Here is a 20329-nt window from a genome sequence, read left to right as displayed (position 1 = left end):
GCCCGCCCCCGTCCCGCCGCCACAGGTGGCCGAGCGGGTGGCGACCGCCGACTCGCTGGCCCGGCTGCGCAAGGAACTGAATTCGCTCGTGGCCATGCACCACCACCGCACCGGCAAGCCGCACGGGGTCATCCACGGGGAGCTGCGGCGGCAGTGCGGCGGCCCGCCGACCGCGATCGCCACGGCAGAGCAGCTCGGCGACCGCATCGCCCTGCTGCGTCAGTGGTGAGCCGGCCGACGGCACACTCCCGGAACGGCGAAACGGGCGACCACTCGCGGTGGTCGCCCGTTTCGGGTCGGGTCTCGGAGTCGTTCGCTCCGGAACGGTGGATCAGACGGCGGCTTCGGCGTCGGACTCGGTCACGATCGTGGCGCCGAGTTCACGCAGCCGGTCGGTGTGCTCCTTGGCGTGGTGGCCGCAGAAGAGCAGCTCGCCACCGGTGGCAAGGACGGCACGGACGCGAGCGGCTGCACTGCACCGATCGCAGCGGTCTGCGGCGGTCAACTTCGGGCTGGTCAACGTTCCGGGCATGACTCCTCCAAACTGGCCACCACTGTCGTCGGTTGCCTGGGGTCTGGTCCGCCGCACCGGGCCGGCGCGGTAGATCTACTGTGTCAGACGATTCCCGTTCATGCGTTGTTCCAATCCTCCGGAAATCGTGTCGCGTTTCACCCCGGAACCCGCCGAATGCCGACGACGTGCGGTTTCGGGGTTGCGGGTGTTCGCTCACAGCGCAGAGGCCTCGGCGCCGCCGCGGGCCCGGAACGGCCGTCGAGAGGGGTTGCGGTGACGGATCGGCTGGTACACATCTGCGCGCGGGCCGACTGGGAGCGGGCGCAGCGCAGCGGGGCGCTGACCCCCGAGTCGCTCGCCGTGCAGGGGTTCGTGCACCTGTCGGCCCCCGACCAGGTGCACCTGCCGGCGAACCGGTTGTTCGCCGGCCGCACGGACCTGGTGCTCTTGCACATCGACCCGGCGCGGCTCGCGGACGAGGTGCGGTCCGAGCCGGGCCTGCCGGGCGATCCGGCAGGGATGGCCTTCCCGCACCTCTACGGACCACTTCCCGTCGCCGCGGTCACCGCAGTCGTCGACTACCTCCCCGACGAAAACGGGCGATTCGAACATCTCTGACGGTGCGCCGTCACCCGTCTCCGCCGTGAGTCCTACTCTGGCGGCATGAACGTCGAAGTGACGCCGCTTCCCGGGATCGGTGTGCGCAAGGACTTCGAGCTGGCGTCGGGTCGTCGGATCGGGGTCATCACGCATCGGGACGGCCATTCGGACCTGATCATCTCGAAGGCGGACGATCCCGACGCCTGCGCCGCCTCCCTGCCGCTGACCGTCGAGGAGGCGGCCACACTGAGCAACCTGCTCGGCGCGCCCCAGCTCGTCGCCCAGCTCCAGGAGGACCACCGGGAGCTGCCCGGGATCATCACCCGGCAGCTGCACATCCACGACGGCTCCCGCTTCGACGGGGCGGTGCTCGGGGACACGGCGATGCGGACCCGCACGGGCGTGTCCGTCGTCGCGGTGATGCGCGCGGGGCAGGTGACGCCGTCGCCGGGACCGGACTTCGTGCTCACCGGGGGAGACATCCTCGTCGCCGTCGGCACCGCCGACGGGCTGGACGCCGCGGCCAGGATCCTGCGCAACGGCTGACGGATGAACTCGACCACGCTCGCCCTGATCGAACTGGGGGCGGTGTTCTTCGCCCTGGGGGTGCTCGGACGGCTCGCCGCGCGATTCGCCATGTCACCGATCCCGTTCTACCTCCTCGGCGGTCTGGCATTCGGCACCGGCGGGTTCGTCCAGCTCGGCGACATCAGCGAGTTCAGTCACGTGGCCAGTGAGATCGGCGTGGTCCTGCTCCTGCTGCTTCTCGGGCTGGAGTACACGGCCTCCGAGCTCATGACCGGGCTCAAACGGTCCCGCGCTGCAGGGCTGCTCGATCTCGTGCTGAACGCCGCGCCGGGAGCGGCGATCGCGCTGCTGCTCGGTTGGGGCGCGACGGGGGCGTTCGTCCTCGGGGGCATCACGTACATCTCGTCCTCGGGCATCATCGCCAAGACGCTGACCGACCTCGGCCGTCTGGGTAACCGGGAGACTCCCGTGGTGCTGTCGATCCTCGTCTTCGAGGACCTCGCGATGGCGGTGTACCTGCCGATCCTGACCGCGGTGCTCGCCGGGGTCAGCCTGATCGGCGGACTCGAGGCCGTCGCGATCGCCCTGGGCCTGGTCACGATCGTGCTCGTGCTGGTGCTGCGGTACGGGCGTTACGTCTCGGCGGTGCTCGACAGCCCCGACAGCGAGACGCTGCTGCTCAAGCTGCTCGGGGCCGCGCTCCTCGTCGCGGGCGTCAGCTCGGCGATGCAGGTCTCGGCGGCGGTCGGGGCATTCCTGCTCGGCATCGCGATCTCCGGGTCGACCGCCCACAATGCGGCTCGCGTCCTCGAGCCGCTGCGGGACCTGTTCGCGGCGATCTTCTTCGTGTTCTTCGGCCTCAACACCGACCCGACCGCGATCCCCCCCGTGCTGGGATGGGCGGTGCTGCTCGCCGTCGTCACGGCGCTGACGAAGATCGCCACCGGTTGGTGGGCGTCCCGCCGGCACGGCATCGGCACCATGGGCCGGGCCCGCGCGGGCGCCGCGCTCATCGCCCGCGGCGAGTTCTCCATCGTCATCGCCGGACTCGCCGTCGCCTCCGGCCAGGTGGACGCCGAGCTCGCCGCCCTCGCCTCGGCGTACGTGCTGATCACGGCGGTACTCGGACCCGTCGCGGCACGGATCGTCGAGCCCGTCACCCGCGCCGTGGTGCCCCGGCTACGCGAACGGCCGCCGGCTGCAGAGCCGACGGCCGATCGCCGTGAAGCGGAAGAGTTCTAGACGTCGATCCTCAGTCGAGGTAGTCGCGCAGCACCTGCGACCGCGACGGGTGCCGCAGCTTCGACATGGTCTTCGACTCGATCTGCCGGATCCGTTCGCGGGTGACCCCGTAGACCTGCCCGATCTCGTCGAGGGTCCGCGGCTGACCGTCGGTCAGGCCGAACCGCAGCCGGACGACCCCGGCCTCGCGCTCGGACAGGGTCTCGAGCACCGACTGCAGCTGGTCCTGCAGCAGCGTGAACGACACCGCGTCGACGGCGACCACGGCCTCGCTGTCCTCGATGAAGTCGCCGAGCTGGCTGTCGCCCTCGTCGCCGATGGTCTGATCGAGGGAGATCGGCTCACGCGCGTACTGCTGGATCTCCAGCACCTTCTCCGGCGTGATGTCCATCTCCTTGGCCAGTTCCTCGGGGGTGGGCTCGCGCCCGAGATCCTGGAGGAGCTCACGCTGGATGCGGCCGAGCTTGTTGATCACCTCGACCATGTGCACCGGGATGCGGATGGTGCGGGCCTGATCGGCCATCGCGCGGGTGATGGCCTGGCGGATCCACCACGTGGCATACGTGGAGAACTTGTAACCCTTCGTGTAGTCGAACTTCTCCACCGCGCGGATCAGACCGAGGTTGCCCTCCTGGATCAGATCCAGGAATGCCATACCACGGCCGGTGTAGCGCTTGGCGAGTGAGACGACGAGACGCAGGTTGGCCTCGAGCAGGTGGTTCTTGGCGCGGTTGCCGTCGCGGCAGATCCAGTTCAGGTCGCGGCGCTGCGCGACCGGCAGCTTCTCGCCCTTGTCGGCGTACTCCTGCAGCCGGAAGGTGGCGTACAGGCCGGCTTCGATGCGCTTGGCGAGCTCGACCTCCTCCTCCGCGTTGAGCAGCGCGACCTTGCCGATCTGCTTGAGGTAGGCGCGCACCGAGTCGGCGGAGGCGGTCAGCTCGGCGTCCTTGCGGGCCTGCCGCAGCGCCTCCGACTCCTCCTCGTCCCAGACGAAGTCGCCCGACGCCTTGTCCTTGTCGCTGGGTTCGTCGTCGGCCTCCGCCGCCTCCACGACCACGTCCTCGGCGGCTTCGAGGTCGGCCGGGGCGACGTCGAGATCCTCGAGCTCGGCTTCCTCACCCTCGAACTCGTCGCCGGCAGCCTTGCCCGCCTTCTTGGCGGCGGTCTTCTTCGCCGTGGTCTTCTTGGCGGCGGTCTTCTTCGCCGGGGCTTTCTTGGCGGCCGCCTTCTTCGCCGGGGCCTTCTTGGCCACGGCCTTCTTCGCCGGCCGCTTCGTGGCGGGTGCGGTACCGGTCGTGGTATCCGCGGCGTCCGCGGAGGCTGCCGATTCGTTCGGGGAATCAGCCGTGTGGATTTCGGTGGCTGCCACGTACGCCCTTTCGTGACGAGGTAGTGCGGCGTCGCGCCAGAGTGGTTCCGGCGGAGAGGTCTGTCGGGATCAGGCCGGTTCGCAGCCGGCTGTGCACCATTGTAACGATCGCCGCCGCGCGCGATGTGCAGGACTCAGGGGAGTACACCTGTTTTCGCAGCATAGGCTGCCCCGATGATGCCGGCCGCGTTGCGCAATGCGGCCGGAACGACGGGTGTGCGGTTGGTCAGCAACGGGATCCACTTCTCGTGCTTGCGGCTGATCCCGCCACCGGCGATGAACAGGTCCGGCCACAACAGGGCCTCGAACCGCGACAGCACCAGCGAGACCTCCGTCGCCCACCGCTTGTACGACCACTCGTTGTTCTCCTTGACCGATGACGCCGCGCGGTGCTCGGCCTCCATCCCGTCGACTTCCATGTGCCCGAACTCGGTGTTCGGCAGCAGGTCGCCGTTGTGCAGCACCGCCGAGCCGATGCCGGTCCCGAACGTGAGCAGGATGACCACCCCCGATGCGTCCTTGGCCGCACCGAAGCGGTCCTCGGCGATGCCGGCGGCGTCCGCGTCGTTCAGGACACTCACCGGGCGGTCACCCAGACCCGACGAGAACAACGTCCGGGCGTCGGTGCCGATCCACGCCGGATCGATGTTCGCGGCCGTGCGCGCCACGCCGCCCGTCACCACACTCGGCAGGGTGACCCCCACCGGTCCCGTCCACTGCGCCTGGTCCACGATCCGGGCGACCGTGTCGGCCACGGCCTGCGGGGTGGACGGCTGCGGGGTCAGGATCTTGATGCGCTCGCCCACCAACCGACCTGTGGACAGATCGACGACGCCGCCCTTGATGCCGCTGCCGCCGACGTCGACACCGAATCCGAGAAGGTCCGGGTCCGGCGTGGCCGGGTGCATCGTCTGCGTCATCTCGCGCTCCCTCTCGTCACCGGAACAGTCACCGCGGGCGACCGCTGTCGTGACGTCACCCTAATGCGAACGCGGCCGCCACGCGGGTGGTGCCGTGCCGCACAGTGTGTTCGGATACTCGGGTGCCCGACACCCCGGACTCCCGCCCTTCCACCCTGTCACCCGACGTCACCGCGGACCCGGCCCTGCTGCGCGAGATCGCCGTGTCCGTCGCGGCCGAGGCCGCCGGTCACGTGCGCGCCCGGCGGCCCGACCTGTTCCCACCCGCCGACACGGGTACCGACCGCGTCGGCGCGGTGCGGACGAAGAGCACCGACACCGACCCCGTGACGGTGGCGGACACCGAGACCGAGGACCTGATCCGGCGGCTGCTGACCCGGTTGCGGCCGGGCGACGCGATCCTCGGGGAGGAAGGCGGCGCCGACACCGGGTCGACCGGCGTCCGCTGGGTCGTCGACCCCATCGACGGCACGGTGAACTTCGTCTACGGCATCCCGGCGTACGCGGTGTCGGTGGCGGCCCAGGTCGGGGGGCGATCCGTGGCGGGCGCGGTGGTCGACGTCGCCGCCGGGGACGTGTACTCGGCCGCGCGCGGGTGCGGAGCCACCCGCACCGACACCGGCGGAGCGGTGACGCGCCTGCGCTGCAACCCGGTCGACGACGTCGCCCTCGCCCTCGTCGCGACGGGCTTCTCCTACGCGCCGCACCGTCGCGAACGGCAGGGCGCGCTGGTGGCCGAGTTGCTGCCGAGGGTGCGGGACATCCGCCGCATCGGTGCGGCCGCCCTGGATCTGTGCATGGTGGCGTCGGGGCGCGTCGACGCCCACTACGAACACGGCCTGCAACCGTGGGACTGGGCCGCCGGTGCGCTGATCGCCGCGGAGGCGGGCGCGTGGGTGCGACTCCCGGCCGGAGCCGGCGACGCCGGCGAGATCACCGTCGCCGCCGCGCCCGGCATCGCGACACAGCTCGCGGACCTGCTCGGCGCGCTCGGCGCCGACGCGCCGATCCCGGCCTGACGGGTCCGCGGCGCTCAGCAGCGGGCGTCGCGGGCCGCTGCCAGCAGGTCGATGTCGAGTGGCGCGGCGGCCGCGCCCACCGGTGCCTCCCGCAGTGACTGGAGCACCTCCTCGGCGTCGGCGTTGGGCGCGATCTCCTTGGAATAGGTGCCCAGGGCCAGGTCGACGGTGTCGTCGGCGCGGTCGTCGCGGACGAGTTCGGCGCACGGCGCGACCAGCCACACCGTGCTCGCCGCCGCGGTCCCCGCCGCCCCGAACCTGATCTGTCCGTGACACTGCATGTTCTGGTCGATGTAGACCGGGTCGTTGCCGGCCTGCACATCCGGTGCGCTCGCGAATCCGTATTCGGCCAGCTGGGTAGCCACATGGGTGGCCTGGCCACGTTCGCCGTTGGCGTTGAACACCCGCACCCGCGTCGCCGCCAGGGGGGCGGGCTCCACGTCGAGCAGGACGGAACGGTCGACCACCTCGCCGAGGGGGGCCGGCTGGGGCCCGCCGGGCTCCGACGGGACGGTCGGCGGGGCGTTGCACGCCACGGTCCGGGACACCGGGTCCGAGCCCGCGAACACCGATGTCCACACCACGATCCCGATCGTCGCCAGGACCGCGAACAGGGCCGCGGCGGGCACGACGCGGCGCCGTGGGAACGGCCGGCCGCGTTCGTCCCGCGCGCGGCCTTCGGTGATCAGGGAAACCACGGCGCCCTGCCTCTCGCATCTCCAAGGGTTGTGTGCGACCACTGTAGAGGGCATCCCGGTGGGGTCCGCGTAGGTGGGCGAACGGTGGAATGTCTCGAGTTGCTGTGGTGTTGGTGACAATTGACCGACATTTCCCCGGGCCGGGTGTATCGGTTACGGCTTCCGTGGGTACTTCCGCTATTGTTCGGCGGCCCAGGTCGTCGAAAGAAGCGACGACGAGGCTTTCGACAGCGGAAGGCCCGGGTCGTGTCCGGGACCCGGACACGGCCGGCGGGAACTTCCGGAGACGGTCGGGCGTTGCCCGGGCCGAAGGACATGAACAGTGTCCTTCGGCAGGGCACCTGCACGAGGACTAGAGGTAGAGGAAATGGCGACTGACTACGACGCACCGAGGCGAACCGAAACCGACGACGTGTCGGAGGATTCACTCGAAGAACTGAAGGCGCGACGCAACGAGGCGCAGTCCGCCGTCGTGGACGTCGACGAGTCGGACACCGCGGAGTCCTTCGAGCTGCCCGGGGCGGATCTGTCCGGCGAGGAGCTGTCGGTGCGGGTGGTGCCGAAGCAGGCCGACGAGTTCACCTGCTCGAGCTGCTTCCTGGTGCACCACCGCAGCCGGCTCGCGAGCGACGAGAACGGAGTGATGATCTGCCGGGACTGTGCAGCCTGAGTCCCGGAGGGACGGTGCAGCCTGAGTCCCGGAGGGACGGTGCAGCCTGAGTCCCGGAGGGACGGTGCAGCCTGAGTCCCGGAGGGACGGCGCTGACCGGTCGCCCCCGGTTCAGCGTTCGGTCTTGTCGGCACATCCCAAGGCGGCCAGCAGCTCTGCCGGCCGCCTTGTGCTGATCAGCCAGTAGGGGGTGGGGTCGTCCGGGTCGTTCAGCACGACGAGCACCATTGTCCCGATCCACGGCCGGTGCTGGACGTACGCCGCCGGGTCGAGCTGGCGCCCCAGGGCGGCGCTCTTCGCCGACGCCGGCACCACGACGCCGCGGGAGATCACCTCGAGCGGCAGGTGTGCCCGGCCGACGATCAACTCCCCATCCGTCACCTCCAGCCGCAGCCGGGACAGCCACACGAGCGCCCAGACAGGGAACGGCAACAGCAGCACGTACGGCAGCCAGGCGTACAGGCCGGGCGCCCCCATGTGCAGTTCCGCGGCCAGCAGCGCCGCGACGCCCAGGCCGAGGGGCCACCACCACAGCGGCACCCACATCCGTTCGGAATAGACCGGTGCGCCGGTCGTCTGCTGCGCATCCGCATCGGGTCGAGAGGTTCGAGACACGTCCATCAGAGTAGTCTCGGTGCACGTGACCGATCTTCCAGCCGTCCCCCTGCTCCGCCTGGACCCGGGGATTCCCCTGCCCGCGCGGGCACACGCCGGCGACGCCGGCGTGGACCTGTGCACCACGGTGGACGTGACCATCGAGCCCGGGCGGCGAGCGCTGGTAGGAACCGGCGTCGCGGTGGCCCTGCCCGTCGGCACGGTGGGTCTGATCCATCCGCGCTCCGGTCTGGCCGCGAAGTACGGGCTCTCCGTGGTCAACACTCCCGGGACGGTGGATGCGGGCTACCGCGGGGAGATCAAGGTGTGCCTGATCAACCACGACCCCGACCGCGCGGTCGAACTGCGTCGTGGTGACCGCATCGCGCAACTGCTCGTGCAGAGGGTCGAGCTCGTCGACTTCGTCGAGGTCGGCTCCCTCGACGACACCAGCCGCGGCGCCGGAGGATACGGGTCGAGCGGTGGGCACGCCGGTCTGGTGAAGGAAGGTTCCTGACATGTTCGGACGACGCCGGAAGAACCGGGACGCCGAGGCTACGGGTCTCGCGGACGAGGGCCACTTCGACCCCGCGCCCGTGGACGACGAGGCGCAGGCGCCCGAGGGCGGTCCCTTCGACATCGACGACATCGGCGAGGACGCGGTCGGTAGCCGGCTCGACCTCGGGTCGGTGCTCGTCCCGCTGCCGCCGGGCGGGCAGATCCAGGTGGAGATGGCACCGAACGGTCAACCGCAGGCCGTGCATCTGGTGACCCAGCACGGCCGGATCACCGTCTCCGCGTACGCGGCACCGAAGTCCCCGGGCCAGTGGCGAGAGGTGGCCGCCGAGCTGGCCGAGTCGCTGCGCCGCGACAACGCGACGGTGAGCATCGAAAGCGGACCGTGGGGCCGGGAGCTGCAGGGCAGCACCCCGAACGCGGACCTGCGCTTCCTCGGTGTCGACGGCTACCGGTGGATGATCCGCTGTGTCGTCGCCGGACCCGCAGGTTCGGTGACGGCCGACTCGCCGCTGGTGGAGACGGCCCGTGCCATCGTCGCCGAGACCGTCGTGCGGCGCGGCCAGGATCCGCATCCGGTGCGGACGCCGCTGCCGGTGGTGCTCCCCAAGGCCCTCGCGGAGCAGCTGGCCGCGGCGCAACAGCAGCAGGCCGCGGCCCAGCAGGCGGCCCAGCAGGCGCCGGCCCAGCAGCCCGCGCAACAGCAGCAGCCCGCGCCGCCCCGTCCGCGGCACGGCGAGTCGGGTTCGGCGATGCAGCAGCTCGGCTTCTGACGGTCCGGTCCGCGGGGGTCAGTCCCCGGCGCGGCGCAGTGCCTCCAGACAGGTGGCTCCGAGCACGGAGGGATCGGCGCCGATCCCGGCGAGGGTGACGGTGCCCAGCGCGGCCCGCCTCAGGTGCGCACACCATTCCTGCGCGACCGCGAGGGGATGAACCGGGTCGTCCACGGCGGCGGCGATACCGACCGGCACCTCGACGGTCCGCAGCTCGCCCCGGTCCAGCGCCCGGTACCGGGATGCCTCGTCGAGCGCCGCCGGCAGGCCCGGCCACTGCGACCGCCAGGAGCGGGCCAGTTCGACCCCGAGCCAGGCGGGGCTGGACGCCACCATCGCCGCGGTGACCGCAGCCAGTCCGTGGGTGCGCAGCTCGCCGGCCGTCCACCGGGCGCTCGCCGCCGCCGGGGCGGCCTCCGGCGAGCCCGTCCACGCCGGCAGGGCCGCGAGCACGCCGACGGTGCGCGCCGGGTGCTCGGCCGCCCATCGCAGCGCGACGGCCGCCCCGAGCGACACCCCGCCCACCAGGACGGGACCGTCGGCGGCGGCGCGCTCGAGTGCGTCGACGTAGCTGCCGACCACGCGCGCCGGGTCCGGATCGACCGCGACGGTGCGTACTCCGGCGGCGGCGAGCGGACCGCCGAACGCCCGCTCCACGAAGCGGGCGTCGGAGCCCGTCCCGGGCAGGACGACGGCGACGAAAGTGCTGGTCCCGGCGTGTTCGGGGGTCGTGTTCGCGGAGCGCATGGTCCGATCCTGCCGGACCCGTCCGAGCAGGTGGGAACCGGAGTGGTTGCCCTGTGCGGATAGGTCTACAGTGGCCCTCAGGAAAGCCCCATGCGCGGCCCGCGATCCGTGCCGCGCCCGTTTCAGGAGCACGCTATGGCACCCGCCGCAGCCGGTTACTTCCGCCGACTCACCCGTCGGCTCACGGAAGATCTCGAGCAACTCGACGCCGAGGAGATCGCCGAAACCGCCCAGGCGACGGGTGCCCGCCGCGCCTGCGACTGTGCGCGCGGCGAAGAGGTGACCATGTTCGGTCGTCTCCGCAGTGTCGAGGCGTGCCCGAAGGCCGCCAGCGCCGCCGTCGAGGCGGAACTGTTCGACGGCACCGAGGCCGTCAAGCTCGTATGGATCGGACGTCGCCGCATTCCGGGTATCGAACCGGGCAAGACCCTGTTGGTGCGCGGGCGCGTCGGTGAGCGCGACGGCTCGAAGGTCATCTACAACCCGTATTACGAACTGCGCGAGCGGGCCTGACCCGAGCGCCGGTGCACCCGCGCCCGGCGCCGACCCGCGCCTGCGTGGGGCTGTGGCACCCTCGTAGGAGTGAGCGACAAGCAGCAGACGGTCCTGGAACAACTCGGTGGACTCAGCGGGTTGGTCTACTCGACCGTGCCCGTGCTGGTGTTCGTTCCGGTCAACAGCATCTGGGGCCTGACCGCCGCGATCTGGGCGGCCCTCGCCGTGGCCACCGCCATCCTCGTGTGGCGGCTCGTCCAGCGCACCCCCGTCCAGCCCGCGGTCTCGGGGCTCCTCGGCGTGGGCGTGTGCGCGTTCATCGCCTACCGCACCGGCGACGCCAAGGGCTACTTCCTCTTCGGCATCTACACCAGCCTGCTCTACGCCGCCGGTTTCGTCCTGTCCGTCCTGGTGCGGCGGCCCCTGGTCGGCGTGATCTGGGGCATGCTCAACGGGCAGGGATCGTCCTGGCGGCGGCACCGCGTCGCCGTGCGCGCCTACGACATCGCGACCGCGGCGTGGGCGCTGGTGTTCGCGGCCCGCTACCTCGTGCAACACGAGCTGTACGACGCCGACCGGACCGGGTGGCTCGCCGTGGCCCGCATCGGCATGGGATGGCCGCTGACCGCGGTGGCGTTGCTCGTGACCTTGTGGGCAGTCCGCCGCGCCGATCGGCTCGTCGAGCCGGCGCCCGAGGCTGTCGACGAGCCCGTCGAGACCGGCCCGGGCCGGGCCGCCGAAGCCGGCCCCGACCAGGACGCGCGCTGACCTGCTAGAGGCCGACGGCCGTCCGCAGTTCCTGCTCCACCTCGGCCGCGGCGACGAACAGCAGTTCGTCGCCGCCTTCGAGCGGATCGTCGGGCTGCGGGACGATGACCCGGCCGCCGCGCAGGATCGTCACCAGGGCCGCGTCCCGGGGCAGTTGCAGCTTGCGCACCGGCTTGCCGGCCAGCACGGTGGTGTCCGGCAGCGTGATCTCGACCAGGTTCGCGCCCTTGCGCAGCGTCATCAGCCGTACCAGGTCGCCGACCGAGACGGCCTCCTCGACCAGCGACGCCAGCATGCGCGGCGTGGACACGGCGACGTCGACGCCCCAGGACTCGTCGAACAGCCACTCGTTGCGCGGATCGTTGACGCGGGCGACGACGCGGGCGACACCGAACTCGGTGGTGGCGAGCAGGCTCAGCACCAGGTTGGCCTTGTCGTCGCCGGTGGCGGCGATCACCACGTCGTACTGCTCGAGCTGTGCGGCCTCGAGCAGGCTCAGCTCGCACGCGTCGGCGTGCACCCACTTGGCGTCGGGCACGGATTCGGGTTCGACGTGCTCGAGCTTGCGTTCGAGCAGCATCACTTCGTGGTGGTTGCGGATCAGTTCGCGCGCGATGGAGCGCCCGACGGCTCCCGCTCCCGCGATGGCCACCTTCATCGGCGTTCCTCTCGGTGATTCCGGGTCGTGTGTTGCGGCTGCGCCCGCGGGCTCGGCACGGTCAGTCGTCGGCCGCGGGGGGCTGTTCGGCGAGGGCGATCGCCTCGGCGACGGTGCCCGAGACAGCCGCGATGTAGACCTGGTCGTCCGCCTGCAGCACGGTCTTGCGGTCGGGTAGGACCCCGGTGCCGAATCGGATGATGAACGCGACCCTCGAGTGGGTCGCGGCCTCGAACTCGGTGACGGTGCGGCCGATCCAGTCCTCGTGCACCGACACCTCCGCGACGGCGACGGTGCCGGTCGGATCCCGCCACTTGGCGGTCTGGCTCTCATGGGTGAGGTTGTGCAGGAACCTGTCGGTCGTCCACGGCACCGTCGCGACGGTCGGGATCCCGAGTCGCTCGTACACCGCGGCGCGCTTGGCATCGTAGATGCGGGCGACGACGCGCTCGACGCCGAACGTCTCCCGGGCCACACGGGCGGAGATGATGTTCGAGTTGTCCCCGGAGGAGACGGCGGCGAACGCGTCGGCCCGCTCGATGCCGGACCGCACCAGCACGTCCCGGTCGAAGCCCATACCCACGATCGTGTGGCCGGGAAAGTCCGGACCGAGCCGGAGGAACGCGCTCGGGTCGCGGTCGATGACGGCCACCTCGTTGCCCAGCCGGACGAGCGCCGCAGCCAGGGAGGAACCCACCCGGCCACAGCCCATGACCACCACGTACACCGTTCGCTCCGTTCCGCTTCTTTCCGGGTCGCCGCGCGTCCCGGTCGTGACGCGCAGAACCGAACCGTACCGCCCGCGCAGGACCGGCGTGCGGTGCCGGCCGAACGGGCTCCCCGCAGAGGCGCATTTCGGACACGGCCACGGGTGCCCGGCGGGTGGCGGGCGGGACGGCTTAGGCTTTGCGAGTGTCCAAGCTCTCGACCGCCACGAAGCGGTTGTTGTTGGGTAGGCCGTTCCGCAGCGACACGCTCGGTCACACGTTGCTGCCGAAGCGAATCGCCCTGCCGGTGTTCGCATCCGACGCGTTGTCGTCGGTCGCGTACGCCCCGGAGGAGATCTTCCTCGTCCTGTCCGTCGCGGGTCTGTCGGCGTACGTGTTCACGCCGTGGATCGGCGTCGCGGTGGCGCTCGTCCTCGCCGTCGTGGTCGCCAGCTACCGGCAGAACGTGCACGCGTACCCCTCCGGCGGCGGCGACTACGAGGTGGCCACCGTGAATCTCGGTCCGACGGCGGGATTGACCGTCGGCAGCGCCCTGATGGTCGACTACGTGCTCACCGTCGCTGTGTCGATCTCCTCGGCCGCGGCGAACATCGGATCGGCGGTGCCGTTCGTGGCGCAGCACAAGGTGCTGTTCGCGATCTCCGCGATCGTCGTGCTGACCGCGGTCAACCTGCGTGGCCTGCGGGAAGCCGGCACCGCGTTCGCCGTCCCGACCTACGCCTTCATGATCGGCATGGTCGTCATGCTGGGCTGGGGTCTGATGCGCGTCTTCGTGTTCGGGGACGACGTCCAGGCCGAGTCGGCCGGGTTCGAGCTGGTCGCCGAGCAGTCGGATCTGGCCGGGATCGCGTTCGTGTTCCTGTTGGCCCGTGCGTTCTCGTCCGGGTGTGCCGCGCTGACCGGCGTCGAGGCGATCAGCAACGGGGTGCCCGCGTTCCGCAAGCCGAAGTCCCGGAACGCCGCCACGACCCTGCTCCTGCTCGGCGGGATCGCGATCGTCCTGCTCCTCGGCATGATTCTGCTCGCGAACAAGCTGGGGGTGGTCATCGCCGAGCATCCCGAGACCCAGTTGCGCGGTGCCCCGGAGGGCTACCAGCAGAAGACGCTCGTGGCGCAGCTGGCGCATGCCGTCTTCGAGGACTTCCCGCTCGGGTTCGTGCTGATCACCATCGTGACCGCGTTGATCCTGGTGCTGGCCGCCAACACGGCGTTCAACGGCTTCCCGGTGCTGGCCTCGGTGCTGGCGCAGGACCGCTACCTGCCCCGGCAGCTGCACACCCGGGGCGACCGGCTGGCTTTCAGCAACGGCATCCTGTTCCTGTCGGGCGTGGCGATCGTCTTCGTGTGGGCCTTCGACGCCGAGGTCACCAAGCTGATCCAGCTCTACATCGTCGGTGTGTTCGTCTCGTTCACCCTCAGTCAGACCGGCATGATCCGGCACTGGACGCGGCATCTGGCCTCCGAGGCCGATCCCGACCAGCGGGCCCGCATGCAGCGGTCGCGGGTCGTCAACACGATCGGCCTGATCATGACCGCATCCGTCCTGGTGATCGTGCTGGTGACGAAGTTCGCGGCGGGCGCGTGGATCGCGATCGTGGCGATGGTCGCGATCTTCGGCGTGATGAAGGCCATCCACCGCCATTACGACAGCGTGGCCGAAGAACTGGAGAACACCGAATGGGACGGTGTGCTGCCCAGCCGCACCCATTCGATCGTGCTGGTGTCCAAGCTGCACATGCCGACCCTGCGGGCGCTGGCGTACGCGCGGGCCACCCGGCCGGACACGCTCGAGGCGGTCACCGTCAACGTCGACGAGGCCGACACGCGGGTGCTGGTGCGCGAATGGGAACGCAGCGACATCACCGTCCCCCTCAAGGTCGTCGAGTCGCCGTACCGGGAGATCACCCGCCCCGTCCTCGAATACGTCCGGCGGGTGCGGCGGGACTCGCCGCGCGACGTGGTGACCGTGTTCATCCCGGAGTACGTGGTGGGTCATTGGTGGGAGCAGATCCTGCACAACCAGAGCGCGCTGCGGCTGAAGAGCCGGCTGCTGTTCCAGCCCGGTGTCATGGTCACCAGCGTGCCGTGGCAGCTGAGCTCGTCGGCCCATGCCCGCGCCGAACGTTTGGACACCGCGCCGGGATCGGTGCGGCGGGGATTCGAGGAGGAGGAGCGGTGAGCATCGACTGGTCCGGCCGTCGGCTCGAGGTGATGCTGGGCAACCCGGCGCACGGCGGGTTCTGCGTCGCCCGGCACGAGGGGCGGGTCGTGTTCGTCCGGCACGGTCTGCCCGGGGAGCGCGTCGTCGCGCTCGTCACGGAGGACCGCGGCGGCTCGTTCTGCCGCGCCGACGCCGTCCACATCCTCGAAGCGTCGCCGGACCGAGTGGAGCGGGTGTGTCCCATCGCCGGTCCCGGTGGATCGGGGTGCTGCGACCTGTCCCACGCGACGGTGCCGGCCCAGCGGGCATTCGGGGCCGCGGTGGTCGCGGAGCAGTTGCGCCGTCTCGGCGGCATCGAGCGCGAAGTGGTGGTGGAGGAGTTGCCGGGCGGAGCGGCGAACGGCACCCGCTGGCGCACCCGGGTGCGGCTGGCCGTCGACGCCGCCGGGCGAGCGGGGTATCGGCGTTACCGCAGCCACGAACTCGAGACCGACCTGGCGTGTCCGCAGATCGAGGCGCGCGCCTACGAGGGTCTGGCCGAACGGGTGTGGCAGCCCGGTTCCGAGGTCCAGGTGGTCCTCGATGCGGACGGGACGCGGCACGTGGTCGAGATCGCACCGCCGCCGGTCTCCCGCACGGGACGTCGCAGCCCGGGCCGGCGGGGAGCGTCCGCTCGACGGGCGGCGGCCGGTGCGCCCCGCGCCGAGAAGGTGATCGAGGGCACGGGGCGGGCGGTGGAGCGGATCGGCGGCCGGGACTGGCACCTGGCCGCGACCGGCTTCTGGCAGGCGCACCGCGGCGCGGCGCAGACCTATTCGGACACCGTGGGGGAGTGGGCCGCGGCGTCGCCGGGGGCGGCGGCGTGGGACCTCTACGGCGGTGTCGGGGTGTTCGCGGCCGTCCTGGCCGAACAGGTCGGCGACGGCGGCCGGGTCGAGTCGGTGGAACTGTCGCGCCGGGCGGTGCAGGACGGCGCGGAGGCGCTCTCGGATCTCGGGCAGGTGCGGTTCCACGCGGGCCGGGTGGAACGGCTGCTGCCGGATCTCCCCGCCCCGCAGGTCGTGGTGCTCGACCCGCCTCGGGCCGGCGCCGGGCGCGAGGTGGTGGCGGCCGTCGCGGCGGCCGGGCCGGAGCGCGTCGTGCACGTCGGATGCGATCCGGCGTCGTTCGGCCGGGATGTCGGCCTGTACCGGGAGCACGGGTTCGAGCTGGCCGAGCTGCGCGTCTACGCGGCGTTCCCGTCGACGCACCACGTGGAGTGCCTGGCGTTGTTCACCCGCTGAGCGGCCCGATCACGGATTCACGATGCTCCGCGCGTCCTCCGCGGTTGCTTGCAGCACGCAACTAAATGTATAGTTGCCTGTCGCAAGCAAATAATTCCGATTCGGAGGTGTTCCGTGGCTGTCCAGCCCGACACCGCGCACGCGCTCGTCGACTCGATCTTCCTGTTCGGCCGCACGCTGCGCACGACCCTGGCCAACTCGACGGGTGACCCGTTGCCCAACGCGCTGACCGGCGTCCTGTTCGTCCTGTGGCGAATGGGCGAGTGCCGCCCCACCGAACTCGCCGCAGAGCTGTGTATGAGTCAGTCCGCGTTGAGCCGGCAGCTGGGGGAGCTCGTCGAACGGGGGATGGTGGACCGCCACCGTGACCCGGACGACAGGCGTGCCCACCGCGTCAGCGTGTCCGAGACCGGGCAGAAGGCCCTGCGCGAGATCCGCGACCGGCGCGCCTCCCGATTGCACGAGCTGCTCGGCGGCTGGGACCAGGCGCAAGCCGAATCCGCCCTCGACGCGCTCGCGCGCCTGAACCACACCCTTTCCGTACACGAACCCACCGGAAGGAACTGCCTGTGAGTGCCGCAGCTGTCAGTCCCCCCTCCTCGGCGAGCGCGCCCGGCGCCGCCGAGACCGCCATGACGCACCGCGAGATCCTCGAGGCTCTCGCCGGCCTGCTCGCCGCCCTCTTCACGGCGCTGCTCAGCAGCACCATCGTGGCGGTTGCGCTCCCCACGATCATCGCGGACCTCAACGGCACCCAGACCCAGTTCGCGTGGATCATCACCACCGCCCTGCTCGCCAACGCCGCCTCGACACCGATCTGGGGCAAGCTCGCCGACCTGTTCAACAAGAAGCTGCTGGTGCAGTCGGCGATCCTCGTCTTCGTGGCCGGCTCGATCATCGCCGGCTTCGCCACCAACGTGCCCGTCCTGCTCGCCGCCCGCGTGATCCAGGGCATCGGCATGGGCGGTCTCACCGCGCTCGTCGTTGCGGTCATCGGCAGCATCATCCCGCCCCGCGAACGCGGCCGGTACTCCGGCTACATGGGTGCGGTGATGGCCGTGTCGATGTCGGGCGGACCGATCCTCGGCGGCATCATCGTCGACAGCCCGCTCGGCTGGCGCTGGTGCTTCTTCATCTCGATCCCGATCGCCGTCGTCGCCCTGTTGCTGTTGCAGCGCACCCTGCACCTCGTGACCGAGCGCAAGCAGGACGTGAGCATCGACTGGCTGGGCGCCGCCCTGCTGACCGCCGGGGTCAGCGTCCTGCTGATCTGGGTGTCGTTCGCCGGTAAGGCCGGCTATTACGAGTGGCTGTCGTGGGAGACCCTCGTGTACGTCGGTGCCGGCGTCGGACTGCTCGCCGCCACCGTCGTGGTCGAGTCCAAGGTCGCCGATCCGATCATCCCGCTGAAGATCGTCACCGAACGCACCACCGCGCTCGCGATCGTCGCCTCGATCGCCGTCGGTGTGGGCATGTTCGGTGCCACCGCGTTCCTCGGCCAGTACTTCCAGACGGCCCGCGGCTACAGCCCGACGGCCGCCGGTCTGCTCACCATCCCGATGGTGCTCGGAATGCTGTTCGCCTCGGTCGTCTCCGGTCAGCTGATCACCCGCTTCGGCCGGTGGAAGCCGTTCCTGGTGCTCGGCGCCGTGCTGCAGGTGGTCGGTTTCGGCCTGCTCGGGTTCCTCGACCACGCCACCCCGATGGGGCTGATCGGGGTCTACATCGCGATCGTCGGCCTCGGCACCGGCATGCTCATGCAGAACCTCGTGCTCGCCGTGCAGAACACCGTCAGCGTCCGCAACATCGGAGCCGCGAGCAGCTCGGTCGCGTTCTTCCGCACCTTCGGCGGCGCGATCGGAGTGTCCGTGCTCGGATCGATCCTCGCCACCCGCGTGACCACGCTGTCCGCGGACGGCTTCGCCGCCCTCGGCATCGACACCGCCTCGGCCGGCGGCGGAGGCAACCTCGACCTCGCGGCCCTGCCCGAACCGGTCGCGGAGATCATCCGCCACGCCTACGGCGACGCCACCGGCCTGCTGTTCCTCGTCGCCGCGGTCATCGCGCTGGTCACCGTCGCGGCGGTCGTGTTCATCCCGAACCGCCCGCTGCGGAAGACCATCGACATCGTCACCGAGGGGAAGGTGCCCGCGCCGGCGGAGCAGTGATCAGGACCGGCGGTTGTACAACCACATCGTCGCCGGCCCGAACAGTACGATCAGCGCCGCGCACCACGCGAACACGATCGCGAGGTGCGCGGCGTCCGGCGTGCCGGCCATCAGATCCCGGATGGCGGTGACGAGCCGGCTGATGGGATTGGCCGTCACGAAGCCCTGCAACCAGCTCGGCATCGTCGCGGGGTCGACGAACACGTTCGACGCGAAGGTGAGCGGGAACAGGATGGTCATGGACACACCCATCACCGCCTGCTCGGTGCGCAGCAGCATCGCCAGCATCGTCCAGATCCACGAGAGACTGAACGCGAACAGCAGCACGAGCGCGACCGACCCGATCGTGCCGATCGGACCGCCCATGGGCCGGAACCCGAGCATCATCCCGAGGGCCAGCACGATCACCGACGCCAGCGTGTAGCGGGCGAGATCGCCGAACAATGCGCCCACGAGGGGAGCGGGCCGCCACACCGGCATCGAGCGGAATCGGTCGAACACCCCCTTCTCGATGTCGCGGTTGAGCGTCATGCCCGTGTACATCGTGATGGTGCACACCGTCTGCACCAGGATGCCGGGGATCAGGAACTGCACGTACGCGGTGGTCGAACCGGCCAGCGCACCGCCGAACAGGTACGTGAACAGCAGCGTGAACATCAGCGGGAAGACGGTCACGTCGAACAACTGCTCGGGAACGTGCTTGATCCGCAGCAGTGCCCGCCACCCGAACGACAGCGACGCGGCGAACGCGGACGCCGGTGTCGGACGCGGCCCGGTGACGTGCAGGACGTCCACGACGGCGGCGGGGGTGCCCGCCCGTCGGTCGGCGGTCGAGGTCACGACGCGATCTCCTCGTCTTCGTCGGAAACTTCCGTGGGGTGGCCGGTGAGCGCGAGAAAGACCTCGTCCAGGCTCGGTTGCCCGAGGGCGAACGTCGTGACCGGGATGTCCGCGGCGGCGAGGGCCGTCAGTGCCCCCGCCGCGGCCCGTGGATCGTCCACCCGCGCGGTCAGCGCGGCCGGATCGGACGCGGCCGTCATCGCCACCCCCAGCGCGGCGCCCAGCACCGCCGCCGCCTCGTCCCGGCGCGCGGGATCGACCACCCGCACGTGCAGCGAACCGGACCCGACGGACGCCTTGAGCTCACCCGGGGTGCCCTCGGCGATCACCCGGCCACGGTCGATGACCGCGACCCGGTCGGCGAGCTGGTCCGCCTCGTCGAGGTACTGCGTCGTCAGCAGCACGGTCGTCCCCGCGGCCACGAGCGCCCGCACGATCTCCCACACCTGGTTGCGGCTACGCGGGTCGAGCCCCGTCGTCGGCTCGTCCAGGAAGATCAGTTCGGGAGCGACGATGATGCTAGCGGCGATGTCGAGGCGCCGCCGCATGCCGCCGGAGTACAGCTTCACCTGACGGCCCGCGGCCGACTCCAGATCGAACGCGGCCAGCAGCTGTCCGGCCCGGGACCGGGCACCCGCCCGGGAGAAGCCCAGCAGCCGGGCGAGCAGCACCAGGTTTTCCGCGCCGGTCAGATCCTCGTCGAGCGACGCGAACTGGCCGGTGAGCGAGACCCGGCGCCGCACCAGCTCGGGCTGCAGGCGCACGTCGTGCCCCAGTACCGTTGCGGTCCCGCCGTCCGGGGCGAGCAGTGTCGCCAGCATCCGGATGGTGGTCGTCTTTCCGGCGCCGTTCGGGCCGAGGACGCCGTAGACGCCGCCTGCGGGGACGGCGAGATCGATTCCGGCCACGGCGGTCTCCGCGCCGAAACGTTTGATCAAGCCCGAGGTCTCGATGGCCAGTGCGGGAGGCATGGCTCCAGCCTTGCCCACGGTGCCGGGCACGGCAATCGGTTTTGTCGGATTCGACCGGCCTGGGGTC

At 70.8% G+C, this 20329-nt stretch carries 23 protein-coding genes and 1 pseudogene; 14 read left to right on the top strand and 10 right to left on the bottom strand.

Going from position 1 to position 20329, the window contains the following annotated elements; all coding sequences use genetic code 11:
- Nucleotides 1–229 (top strand): annotated as a pseudogene (locus G6038_RS02100) (ATP-dependent helicase); the annotation flags it as partial.
- A 102-nt stretch (nt 230–331) separates the two neighbouring features.
- Here G6038_RS02100 and G6038_RS02095 read toward each other — a convergent pair.
- Nucleotides 332–532 (bottom strand): hypothetical protein, encoded by a 201-nt coding sequence (locus G6038_RS02095; RefSeq protein ID WP_003935586.1) that lies wholly within the window; start codon nt 530–532, stop codon nt 332–334.
- A gap of 255 nt (nt 533–787) precedes the next feature.
- Between G6038_RS02095 and G6038_RS02090 the strand changes: the two genes are divergently transcribed.
- Genes G6038_RS02090 through G6038_RS02080 form a run of 3 tightly spaced genes read left to right on the top strand, consistent with a single transcriptional unit; the run spans nt 788 to nt 2884 of the window.
- On the top strand, nt 788–1132 hold the full coding sequence (locus G6038_RS02090) for a DUF952 domain-containing protein (RefSeq protein ID WP_165035675.1): 345 nt from the start codon (nt 788–790) through the stop codon (nt 1130–1132).
- A gap of 45 nt (nt 1133–1177) precedes the next feature.
- Nucleotides 1178–1660, top strand: a complete 483-nt coding sequence (locus G6038_RS02085) for a cation:proton antiporter regulatory subunit (protein WP_029543402.1) — start codon at nt 1178–1180, stop codon at nt 1658–1660.
- A gap of 3 nt (nt 1661–1663) precedes the next feature.
- The gene (locus tag G6038_RS02080) at nt 1664–2884 is read left to right on the top strand and encodes a cation:proton antiporter (RefSeq protein WP_165035674.1); all 1221 of its coding nucleotides are present in this window, start codon (nt 1664–1666) and stop codon (nt 2882–2884) included.
- 10 nt (nt 2885–2894) lie between these two features.
- Here G6038_RS02080 and G6038_RS02075 read toward each other — a convergent pair whose 3' ends face one another.
- Together G6038_RS02075 and ppgK are read right to left on the bottom strand one after the other, a co-directional pair.
- Complete coding sequence (locus G6038_RS02075; protein WP_165035673.1) at nt 2895–4253, bottom strand: RNA polymerase sigma factor; 1359 nt, start codon at nt 4251–4253, stop codon at nt 2895–2897.
- Nucleotides 4254–4387: 134 nt separating this feature from the next.
- Nucleotides 4388–5173 (bottom strand): polyphosphate--glucose phosphotransferase, encoded by a 786-nt coding sequence (gene ppgK / locus G6038_RS02070; RefSeq protein ID WP_165035672.1) that lies wholly within the window; start codon nt 5171–5173, stop codon nt 4388–4390.
- A 122-nt stretch (nt 5174–5295) separates the two neighbouring features.
- Here ppgK and G6038_RS02065 point away from each other — a divergent pair, with 122 nt between their 5' ends.
- Entirely contained in the window at nt 5296–6192 is an 897-nt protein-coding gene (locus tag G6038_RS02065; protein WP_165035671.1) for an inositol monophosphatase family protein, read from the top strand.
- 14 nt (nt 6193–6206) lie between these two features.
- On the opposite strand, the gene cei is transcribed toward G6038_RS02065, so the two are convergent.
- The gene (gene cei, locus G6038_RS02060) at nt 6207–6890 is read right to left on the bottom strand and encodes an envelope integrity protein Cei (protein ID WP_006938142.1); all 684 of its coding nucleotides are present in this window, start codon (nt 6888–6890) and stop codon (nt 6207–6209) included.
- A gap of 367 nt (nt 6891–7257) precedes the next feature.
- On the opposite strand from cei, the gene G6038_RS02055 reads away from it, so the two are divergent.
- On the top strand, nt 7258–7560 hold the full coding sequence (locus G6038_RS02055) for a DUF4193 domain-containing protein (RefSeq protein ID WP_029543409.1): 303 nt from the start codon (nt 7258–7260) through the stop codon (nt 7558–7560).
- Between the two features lie 111 nt (nt 7561–7671).
- Here the strand turns inward: G6038_RS02055 and G6038_RS02050 are convergent, their stop codons facing one another.
- Nucleotides 7672–8181, bottom strand: coding sequence for a DUF3093 domain-containing protein (locus G6038_RS02050; RefSeq protein WP_165035670.1), 510 nt, complete (start codon nt 8179–8181; stop codon nt 7672–7674).
- A 19-nt stretch (nt 8182–8200) separates the two neighbouring features.
- Here G6038_RS02050 and dut point away from each other — a divergent pair, with 19 nt between their 5' ends.
- Both dut and G6038_RS02040 read left to right on the top strand, forming a co-directional pair.
- Nucleotides 8201–8671 (top strand): dUTP diphosphatase, encoded by a 471-nt coding sequence (dut, locus tag G6038_RS02045; RefSeq protein WP_165035669.1) that lies wholly within the window; start codon nt 8201–8203, stop codon nt 8669–8671.
- 1 nt (nt 8672) lies between these two features.
- Nucleotides 8673–9443: a DUF3710 domain-containing protein gene (locus tag G6038_RS02040; protein WP_165035668.1), complete on the top strand. Its 771-nt coding sequence runs from the start codon at nt 8673–8675 to the stop codon at nt 9441–9443.
- Nucleotides 9444–9461: 18 nt separating this feature from the next.
- Here G6038_RS02040 and G6038_RS02035 read toward each other — a convergent pair whose 3' ends face one another.
- Nucleotides 9462–10190, bottom strand: a complete 729-nt coding sequence (locus G6038_RS02035; RefSeq protein ID WP_165035667.1) for an alpha/beta hydrolase — start codon at nt 10188–10190, stop codon at nt 9462–9464.
- A 135-nt stretch (nt 10191–10325) separates the two neighbouring features.
- Here G6038_RS02035 and G6038_RS02030 point away from each other — a divergent pair, with 135 nt between their 5' ends.
- The gene (locus G6038_RS02030) at nt 10326–10703 is read left to right on the top strand and encodes an OB-fold nucleic acid binding domain-containing protein (RefSeq protein WP_006938133.1); all 378 of its coding nucleotides are present in this window, start codon (nt 10326–10328) and stop codon (nt 10701–10703) included.
- 69 nt (nt 10704–10772) lie between these two features.
- A complete protein-coding gene (locus G6038_RS02025; RefSeq protein WP_165035666.1) occupies nt 10773–11453 on the top strand; it encodes a DUF3159 domain-containing protein in 681 nt (226 codons plus the stop codon).
- 4 nt (nt 11454–11457) lie between these two features.
- Here the strand turns inward: G6038_RS02025 and G6038_RS02020 are convergent, their stop codons facing one another.
- Together G6038_RS02020 and G6038_RS02015 are read right to left on the bottom strand one after the other, a co-directional pair.
- Entirely contained in the window at nt 11458–12111 is a 654-nt protein-coding gene (locus G6038_RS02020; RefSeq protein ID WP_165035665.1) for a TrkA family potassium uptake protein, read from the bottom strand.
- A 61-nt stretch (nt 12112–12172) separates the two neighbouring features.
- Nucleotides 12173–12838, bottom strand: coding sequence for a TrkA family potassium uptake protein (locus G6038_RS02015; RefSeq protein WP_165035664.1), 666 nt, complete (start codon nt 12836–12838; stop codon nt 12173–12175).
- 185 nt (nt 12839–13023) lie between these two features.
- Between G6038_RS02015 and G6038_RS02010 the strand changes: the two genes are divergently transcribed.
- From G6038_RS02010 to G6038_RS01995, 4 genes are all read left to right on the top strand, one after another.
- Nucleotides 13024–15018, top strand: a complete 1995-nt coding sequence (locus G6038_RS02010; RefSeq protein ID WP_165035663.1) for an APC family permease — start codon at nt 13024–13026, stop codon at nt 15016–15018.
- A complete protein-coding gene (locus tag G6038_RS02005; protein WP_165035662.1) occupies nt 15015–16283 on the top strand; it encodes a TRAM domain-containing protein in 1269 nt (422 codons plus the stop codon). The genes G6038_RS02010 and G6038_RS02005 overlap by 4 nt, the downstream gene beginning before the upstream one ends.
- Nucleotides 16284–16397: 114 nt before the next feature.
- The gene (locus tag G6038_RS02000; protein WP_165035661.1) at nt 16398–16856 is read left to right on the top strand and encodes a MarR family winged helix-turn-helix transcriptional regulator; all 459 of its coding nucleotides are present in this window, start codon (nt 16398–16400) and stop codon (nt 16854–16856) included.
- A gap of 59 nt (nt 16857–16915) precedes the next feature.
- A complete protein-coding gene (locus G6038_RS01995) occupies nt 16916–18451 on the top strand; it encodes an MDR family MFS transporter (protein ID WP_165035690.1) in 1536 nt (511 codons plus the stop codon).
- On the opposite strand, the gene G6038_RS01990 is transcribed toward G6038_RS01995, so the two are convergent.
- Together G6038_RS01990 and G6038_RS01985 are read right to left on the bottom strand one after the other, a co-directional pair.
- Entirely contained in the window at nt 18452–19291 is an 840-nt protein-coding gene (locus G6038_RS01990; protein WP_165035660.1) for an ABC transporter permease, read from the bottom strand.
- Nucleotides 19288–20262, bottom strand: a complete 975-nt coding sequence (locus tag G6038_RS01985) for an ATP-binding cassette domain-containing protein (RefSeq protein WP_165035659.1) — start codon at nt 20260–20262, stop codon at nt 19288–19290. Before G6038_RS01985 ends, G6038_RS01990 begins: the two co-directional genes overlap by 4 nt.
- Nucleotides 20263–20329: the final 67 nt, after the last annotated feature.

The organism is Rhodococcus sp. 14C212, assembly GCF_011058195.1.
Lineage (GTDB): Bacteria > Actinomycetota > Actinomycetes > Mycobacteriales > Mycobacteriaceae > Rhodococcus > Rhodococcus aetherivorans.
This window is presented reverse-complemented; position numbering and strand designations above follow the sequence as displayed.

Excerpts from the sequence above, each read along its gene's own strand:
- G6038_RS02055 (WP_029543409.1), top strand. The coding sequence starts at position 7,258 with ATGGCGACTGACTACGACGCACCGAGGCGAACCGAAACCGACGACGTG.
- ppgK (WP_165035672.1), bottom strand. The coding sequence starts at position 5,173 with ATGACGCAGACGATGCACCCGGCCACGCCGGACCCGGACCTTCTCGGA.
- G6038_RS02085 (WP_029543402.1), top strand. The coding sequence starts at position 1,178 with ATGAACGTCGAAGTGACGCCGCTTCCCGGGATCGGTGTGCGCAAGGAC.
- G6038_RS01995 (WP_165035690.1), top strand. The coding sequence starts at position 16,916 with ATGACGCACCGCGAGATCCTCGAGGCTCTCGCCGGCCTGCTCGCCGCC.
- G6038_RS02050 (WP_165035670.1), bottom strand. The coding sequence starts at position 8,181 with ATGGACGTGTCTCGAACCTCTCGACCCGATGCGGATGCGCAGCAGACG.
- G6038_RS02080 (WP_165035674.1), top strand. The coding sequence starts at position 1,664 with ATGAACTCGACCACGCTCGCCCTGATCGAACTGGGGGCGGTGTTCTTC.
- G6038_RS01985 (WP_165035659.1), bottom strand. The coding sequence starts at position 20,262 with ATGCCTCCCGCACTGGCCATCGAGACCTCGGGCTTGATCAAACGTTTC.
- G6038_RS02095 (WP_003935586.1), bottom strand. The coding sequence starts at position 532 with ATGCCCGGAACGTTGACCAGCCCGAAGTTGACCGCCGCAGACCGCTGC.
- G6038_RS02040 (WP_165035668.1), top strand. The coding sequence starts at position 8,673 with ATGTTCGGACGACGCCGGAAGAACCGGGACGCCGAGGCTACGGGTCTC.
- G6038_RS02030 (WP_006938133.1), top strand. The coding sequence starts at position 10,326 with ATGGCACCCGCCGCAGCCGGTTACTTCCGCCGACTCACCCGTCGGCTC.
- G6038_RS02020 (WP_165035665.1), bottom strand. The coding sequence starts at position 12,111 with ATGAAGGTGGCCATCGCGGGAGCGGGAGCCGTCGGGCGCTCCATCGCG.
- G6038_RS02035 (WP_165035667.1), bottom strand. The coding sequence starts at position 10,190 with ATGCGCTCCGCGAACACGACCCCCGAACACGCCGGGACCAGCACTTTC.